This is a genomic window from Streptacidiphilus alkalitolerans (assembly GCF_042511045.1).
GTDB classification, from domain to species: Bacteria; Actinomycetota; Actinomycetes; order Streptomycetales; family Streptomycetaceae; genus Streptacidiphilus; species Streptacidiphilus alkalitolerans.
In genome coordinates, this window is record NZ_JBHEZX010000024.1 from 124,158 (window position 1) to 130,534 (window position 6,377).

Below are 6,377 nucleotides of genomic sequence, written 5' to 3' on the forward strand. Positions count from 1 at the left end.
GGGCAAATGAGTTAATTGTCCGAGAATTACACCAGATATACGGAATGGTCGGGAGATCGGCCCGTACCTTGGCGCCATGCCCGTGCTGACGATCCGCTACCGCCATGCCGCCCTGCTGGCTGCCGCCATCACCACGGCTGCCGCCGCCTCCGGACTGACGTTGCTGTCGGGACCGAGCGGGGCGGCCGAGCCCAGCGGGCAGGCTTCGACCGCGCAGCTGGTGCAGATGACGGTGACCCCGGTCGGGCCGCTGGGCATCGCCGGGTTCCAGGGCAGCTACGGCAAGGCCGACTCCCCCGAGATCGGGCCGGACGACCCGGGCGACTTCAGCGACCCCGACGGGGTGCTCAACTACATCAGCCTCGACGGCGCGACCGTCACCAGGACCTCCAACACCACCGGCAAGGTCTACGGCCAGGCCCAGAGCTCCGGGATGAGCCTGACCTTTCCGAGCGTCGCCTCGTTCGTCCAGGTCGTCCCCGCGGCAGGCTCGGTGAGCACCCTGGACAGCTACGCCGAGTGCATCCCCAAGCCGGTGGGCCTGTTCGCGTTCGCCTACGCCAGGACGGCGGGCGCGCTGATCGAGGTGCTCGGCCACCTGGTCCCGGTCGGCACCACCACGCTGCAGGTGACCGGTGCGGAACTGCAGCACCCGGCCACCCTCGGCCCCAGCACACTGACCGTCAGCTACTTCCCGCACCAGGAGCCGGACAGCGCCGCGGCCGTGCCCGGCCTCGGTACGGCGCGGGCCTGGGTGGACATCAAGGTGAGCGGGGTGCTCAGGGACACCTCCGGCGCCCAGGTGTACTCCGGCGACATCGTCAGCCTGCGACTCGGCCAGGTGACGGCCACCTGCGAGCAGGTACTGCCGACCTCACCCCCGCCGATCCCGCCCACCAACCCGCCGGTCACACCGTCGACCGAGCCCCCGACGACGCCCCCCACCGAACCGCCCACCACGCCCCCGACCACACCGCCGACCGAACCCCCGACCACACCGCCCACCACGCCGACCACCGCTCCACCGACCGAGCCCCCGCCGACGCCTCCGCCGACCAGACCCACCGCCCCGCCGACCACGACCCCGACAGCAACGGCGAAGCCGACCGGCGGCGGCCACCTGGCCGGGACCGGTGACGACCCGGGCCCGCTGGCCGGCGCGGCCCTCGCGCTGGCCGCGCTCGGCACGACCGTGGTGACCGTGCTGCACCTGCGCAGGCGACCGCGCCGGCACTGACCCCTCTACCTCCCGGGCGCGGGAACCGTGGCCGACAGCGGCGCGGGGACCTCCAACCAGACGGTCTTGCCCCCGTCCTGACGTACCGTCCCCCAGGCCGAGGCGAGGCGTTCGACGATGTGCAGCCCGTGGCCGCCCGGGCGCCCGGGCTCGTGCGGGACCCGCGGCACCGGCGCCCCCTCGCCGGCGTCGGAGACCTCCACCCGCAGGGTGCGGGCGGTGCCGTGCAGGGCGAGCTCGGTCGGGCCGCCCGCGTGCAGACAGGCGTTGGTGACCAGTTCGGAGACCAGCAGCAGCACGTCCTCGGCCACCGCCGTCTGCTCCTCGGTCTGGCCGGGCAGCCACTGCCAGTCCTCAAGGGCCTCACGGGCGAACGCGCGGGCCCGGCCGACCGTGCCGCTGGTGCCGGCGAGGCCCAGCCTGCGGATCTGGCCGCCGGGCGGCAGCCCGCCGGAAGGGACGCCGAGGCGCAACGGGGTGCTGCTGGGTTCCTGGGGACGAAGTGCGTTCACCACCCCTCACCCCGCTGCCAGCGCGGCGGCGAGATCCGGGTGGATGCTGAAGACACCACCCGCTCCGGTGATTTCGAACATCCGCACGACGTGGCCGTGCAGCCCTGCCAGCCGGATGTCGATCCCGCGTTCCACCGCCGTCAGCCGCGCGGTGAGCAGCAGATTGAGGCCGGTGGAGTCGCAGAACCCCAGCTCGGCGCAGTCCACCACGACCACCTCGGGCGGCTCCGTGCCCGCTTCCGTGGCCACCCCCGCGCCCGCGCCCGTGCCCGCGCCCGTGCCCGCCGGCGCGTCGAACACCTCGTCGAACCGCTCCCGGAGCACCGGTGCGGTGTCGTGGTCCAACTCCCCGGTCAGGGCGAACACCACGGCGTTGCCCTCGGTGCGGACCCCGACCCCGAACCGGGGGTCCGGGGGCTCCATCGACTGCAGTGTCCGGCCGGGTTCGGGCCTCCCCTCCGTCATGACCGCTCCTCTCGCCCCATCCGCTGCTGCTCCACCCGTCACTCTTCGACGAGCAGGTGGGCCCGCAGCTTGCCCAGCGCCCGGGAGAGCAGCCGGGACACATGCATCTGCGAGACGCCGAGTTCGGCGCCGATCTGGGACTGGGTCATGTCGGCGACGAAGCGCAGCGACAGGATGGTCCGCTCCCGCTCGGAGAGCTGGGCCATCACCGGCTTCAGCGATTCCAGGTTCTCGATGCCCTCCATACCGGGGTCGATGACGCCGACCCGGTCGGCGAAGGAGCCCTCGGTGTCCTCCTCGCTGGGCTGCGCGTCCAGCGAGCTCACCGAGTAGGCGTTGCTCGCGGTGAGGCCCTCGCAGACCTCCTCCTCGGTGAGCTCCAGGTGGGCGGCGAGCTCGGCGACGCTGGGGGCACGGTCCAGCCGCTGGGCGAGCTCGTCCCCGGCCCGGGCGAGCTGCAGCCGCAGCTCCTGCAGCCGGCGCGGCACGTGCACGGCCCAGCTGGTGTCCCGGAAGAAGCGCTTGATCTCGCCGAGGATGGTCGGCATGGCGAAGGTCGGGAACTCGACCTCGCGCTCCGGGTCGAACCGGTCGATGGCCTTGATCAGGCCTATCGTGCCGACCTGGACGATGTCCTCCATCGGCTCGCTGCGGGTGCGGAAGCGCGCCGCGGCGAAGCGGACCAGCGCCAGGTTCAGCTCGACCAGGGTGTTCCGTACGTACTGGTACTCATGGGTGCCCTCCTCCAGCTTGGCCATCCGCAGGAAGAGGGTCTTGGAAAGAGCGCGGGCGTCCATGGGGCTCACCGCCTGGGCGGACGGGAGGGCGTCGAACTCGGGGGTGCCGAGCTCCGGAATACTGTGGACATGGGCAGCCGTGGGGGCAGGGGCCACGGCGGACAGGCTGATCATGGTGTGCTCCTCCCTGGAATATGACCGGCGCGGCTGGCTGTCGCGCGGCTTCGAGCTCGCTGGTCAGGACGTTACCGGCCCTCGTGTACCCCGGTTCGCCGACCCCATGCGCGTTTAATCATGGGTATCTGAAACCTTTTCCCCGCACCCCCAGTATCCCCCCGCCCGACCAGGAGAGGCCCCGCCCCATGGCCGAGATTCCCGGACGCCGTCCGGCCCCGCCGCGCGAGGAGGTGTTCGCGGCGGCCATGGCGGCCATCGCCGAGCACGGTCTGGCCGAGCTGACCATGGCCGGTCTCGGCCGCCGGCTCGGGATGAGCGGCGGCCACCTCCTCTACTACTTCGGCAGCAAGGACCAGCTGCTGCTGGAGACCCTGCGCTGGAGCGAGGACGAACTGGGCCGGCGCCGCCGCGCCGCGCTGGAGGCCGCCGCCCCCGCCGCCGCCCGGCTGGACGCCTATGTGGCGCTCTACCTCCCGACCGGGGCCGGGGATCCGCGCTGGACGCTCTGGGTCGAGGTGTGGGGCCGCTCGCTGGCCGTGGCGTCGATGCGGACCGGGCAGGCCGCGATCGAGGCGGCCTGGCGGTCCGACCTGGTCGTCCTGCTGCGCCAGGGGATCGCCGACCGGGAGTTCCGTCCGGTGGTCCCGGAGCGGTACGCGCTGCGGCTCAGCGCCCTGCTGGACGGCTTCGGCACCCCGGTGGTGACGGGGCTGCCGGGGGCGAGCCGGGAGGCCGCGCTCGAACACATCGGTGAATACCTGGACGAGTCGCTGCACCGGCCCTGATCTCGGCTTATTCAAGCAGTAAGACGTTCCTCAAACAGATGGACGGTCGTCATGGGGGTCGCATAGCATCAGCGCCTCCCCGCCGACCAGGAGCGGGTCGATCCGTGGAGTCCCGGTGCCCTGTCCGTCCTGTTCGTCCGCGTACCTCGACCAGTACGGACGCTGCCCCGCCTGCGGCTACTACGGCCAGCCGCCGCTCGGCGGCCCGCAGGCCGCAGGCCTGCAGCCGGTCGGCTACGGTGCGCCGTCGGCCCCCACCGGTGTCGCCACCGCGACCCAGATCCTGCTCGCGGCCCAGGCCTTCGCCCAGGTCGGCGGGATCGTCGCCGGAGTGCTCGCCCTGGCCTCACTGAACCAGGACGGGGACGTCAGCTCGGTCGCGACGCTGGTCTCGGGGCTGACCGAGATACTGTCCATCCCGACGCTGCTGGCCGCGATCGTGCTGTTCATCATCTGGTTCTACAAGGCCAGGGCCGTCGCCGACATCCTCAACCCGGGCGAGCCCAAGGTCTTCTCCCGGGGCTGGGCCGTCGGCGGTTGGTTCACCCCGATCGGCTTCGTCTGGATCCCCCGTGGAGTCGCCGGGGACATCTGGGCGGCGAGCCGTCCGCTGGGTTCGGTACGCGGCCCCAGCGCACGCCGTTCCGGGCTGCTGACCGCGTGGTGGACCTGCTGGTGCCTGATGTGGGTGCTGGCCCTCACGAACGGCGGCGTCCTCGCGGCGAACTCCGACCAGTTCCGGGTGAGCGACCGTCGGACGTACGACGCGGTGGGCATCGCCGGTTCCATGGTGCACCTCGCCGCAGCTGTGCTGGCGCTGCTGGTGGTCCGGCGGATCACCACCATGCAGCAGATCCGCATCCTGCAGGGCCCCGGCGCGGACCACCCCTACGCGGCCCCGGCGGCGGTGCCCGGCGGCTACCCGGCCCCGCAGTACGCGTCCCAGCCGTATGCCCCCCAGCCGTATGCCCCGCAGCAGTACGCTCCGCAGCCGTATGTGCCCACCCAGCCGCCGGCCGCCGAGGCCGTCGCACCGGCCGACGTGACGCCGGAGGACGCCGTGCCCGCCGAGCCGGTCGTGGACCTGGCCAAGCCCGCGACGGACGACGCCCCGTAGCCCGTCCTCAGTCCTCCCAGATGGCCGCCGCCGTGCGGTCCGCCGCGTAGCCCTTGGCGCGGACCTGGACCTGGCGGAGGAAGTCCACCGTGCCCGGCGGGTGCGGGTGGGCCCAGTGGTCGGCCAGGAAGTCGGAGACCGCGGGCTCCTCGCGCAGCGGCTGGGCCAGGCCGTCGCTGCAGAGCAGCAGCACGTCGCCCGGTTCCGGGACCACCACCCGGAACCGGAAGCGGTCCAGCGGCTGCGAGGTCCCCGGCGCCGCCGCCGCGCCCCCGCCGGGCTGCTGGGCCACCAGCCGCCGCCCGGCGTACGCGTCGTACCAGGCGTCGTCGCCGAGCAGCAGCAGGCCGCCCGGGCCGAGGCCGAAGCCGGCCCTGAGCCTGCTGGTCGGATCCAGCGGCGCGATCAGCGCGTGCAGCGCACCGCCGTCGCCGCCCCCCGCGTCGACGCCGGAGGCGGGCACGTTCTGCAGCCGCACCGCCGCCCGGGCGGTCAGCCGCTGCAGGCCGTAGCGCAGCCGCTCCTGCGCGCCGACCCGCAGGTCGGCGAGCAGCTCGGTACGGCTGCGGCCGACCGCAGCGGCCAGTTGGCGGCACGCCTCGTCGGCGGGCGCCGGGTTCTCCGGGCTGGGCGGGGTGGCCAGGACCACCAGCAGCAGCGCCTCGCTGCCCTCGCCGAAGCGCACGGTCAGCAGCCGGTCCGAGCGGCCCGCGCCGTCGTGCCGCGCCGCGTCGCCGCGCACCGAGGCGGCGCGCAGCGTCATCGTCCCGTAGCGGGCGCCGTCCAGGGCGGTGTCGGGGACGATCCCGCTGAGCAGGCTGGGATCGGCGGCCGGGAGCGCGGTGGGCTCCGGGTCGTACTCCGGCGGCAGCGTGCCGACCTGCGGCAGCGGCTCGGCGACGGGCGGCTCCGCCGTAGGGGGCTCCGCCACGACCTCGGGCAGCGGCTCGGACAGTGGCTCAGGGTCCGCCGCCGCGGCGGCTGCTTCCGCCTCGTTGGCCTCGCGGACGTCCTCCAGGTCGCGGACCTCGCGGTCCGGGGCCGCGGTCCGGGCGTCGCTGACCGCTCTCGGCTCCGCGTAGCCCTCGTCGTCCAGGCTGCTCGCGTTGTAGTAGTCGTTGTCGTAGCTGTCGGGATCCTGGGCCGGGGGCCGGCCCGGTCCCGGGTCGGCCAGCCGGGGGTCTTGGGCCCGCTGCGGGGCCTTGGCCGGGATCTTCGGCGGCGCCTGCGGCGGGATCCGCGGCGGCCGGAACGGCAGCGGGGGCAGCGGCGGCGGCGCGGGGACCCCGGCGGCCGGGGCCGGCGGCGGCGCCTGCGCGGGCACGGGGGCAGCGGCGGGTGCGGGGG

At 73.9% G+C, this 6,377-nt stretch carries 7 protein-coding genes; 3 read left to right on the forward strand and 4 right to left on the reverse strand.

The genetic code is table 11. From position 1 onward, the window contains the following. The first annotated feature begins 76 nt into the window (after nt 1-76). Nucleotides 77-1,237, forward strand: a complete 1,161-nt coding sequence (locus ACEZDG_RS35080; RefSeq protein WP_380518154.1) for a hypothetical protein — start codon at nt 77-79, stop codon at nt 1,235-1,237. Between the two features lie 5 nt (nt 1,238-1,242). On the opposite strand, the gene ACEZDG_RS35085 is transcribed toward ACEZDG_RS35080, so the two are convergent. From ACEZDG_RS35085 to ACEZDG_RS35095, 3 genes are read right to left on the reverse strand one after another with little or no spacing between them, the layout of a single operon-like run. Continuing rightward, complete coding sequence (locus ACEZDG_RS35085) at nt 1,243-1,749, reverse strand: ATP-binding protein (protein WP_380518156.1); 507 nt, start codon at nt 1,747-1,749, stop codon at nt 1,243-1,245. A 6-nt stretch (nt 1,750-1,755) separates the two neighbouring features. Next, the gene (locus tag ACEZDG_RS35090; protein WP_380518158.1) at nt 1,756-2,214 is read right to left on the reverse strand and encodes an STAS domain-containing protein; all 459 of its coding nucleotides are present in this window, start codon (nt 2,212-2,214) and stop codon (nt 1,756-1,758) included. A gap of 38 nt (nt 2,215-2,252) precedes the next feature. Beyond that, the gene (locus ACEZDG_RS35095) at nt 2,253-3,125 is read right to left on the reverse strand and encodes an RNA polymerase sigma factor SigF (RefSeq protein ID WP_380518161.1); all 873 of its coding nucleotides are present in this window, start codon (nt 3,123-3,125) and stop codon (nt 2,253-2,255) included. A 188-nt stretch (nt 3,126-3,313) separates the two neighbouring features. Between ACEZDG_RS35095 and ACEZDG_RS35100 the strand changes: the two genes are divergently transcribed. After that, nucleotides 3,314-3,913, forward strand: a complete 600-nt coding sequence (locus ACEZDG_RS35100; RefSeq protein ID WP_380518163.1) for a TetR family transcriptional regulator C-terminal domain-containing protein — start codon at nt 3,314-3,316, stop codon at nt 3,911-3,913. Between the two features lie 115 nt (nt 3,914-4,028). Continuing rightward, the gene (locus ACEZDG_RS35105) at nt 4,029-5,030 is read left to right on the forward strand and encodes a DUF4328 domain-containing protein (protein ID WP_380518165.1); all 1,002 of its coding nucleotides are present in this window, start codon (nt 4,029-4,031) and stop codon (nt 5,028-5,030) included. A 7-nt stretch (nt 5,031-5,037) separates the two neighbouring features. Here the strand turns inward: ACEZDG_RS35105 and ACEZDG_RS35110 are convergent. Continuing rightward, nucleotides 5,038-6,377 (reverse strand): hypothetical protein (locus ACEZDG_RS35110; protein ID WP_380518168.1); only part of this gene is annotated, 1,340 nt, incomplete at its 5' end.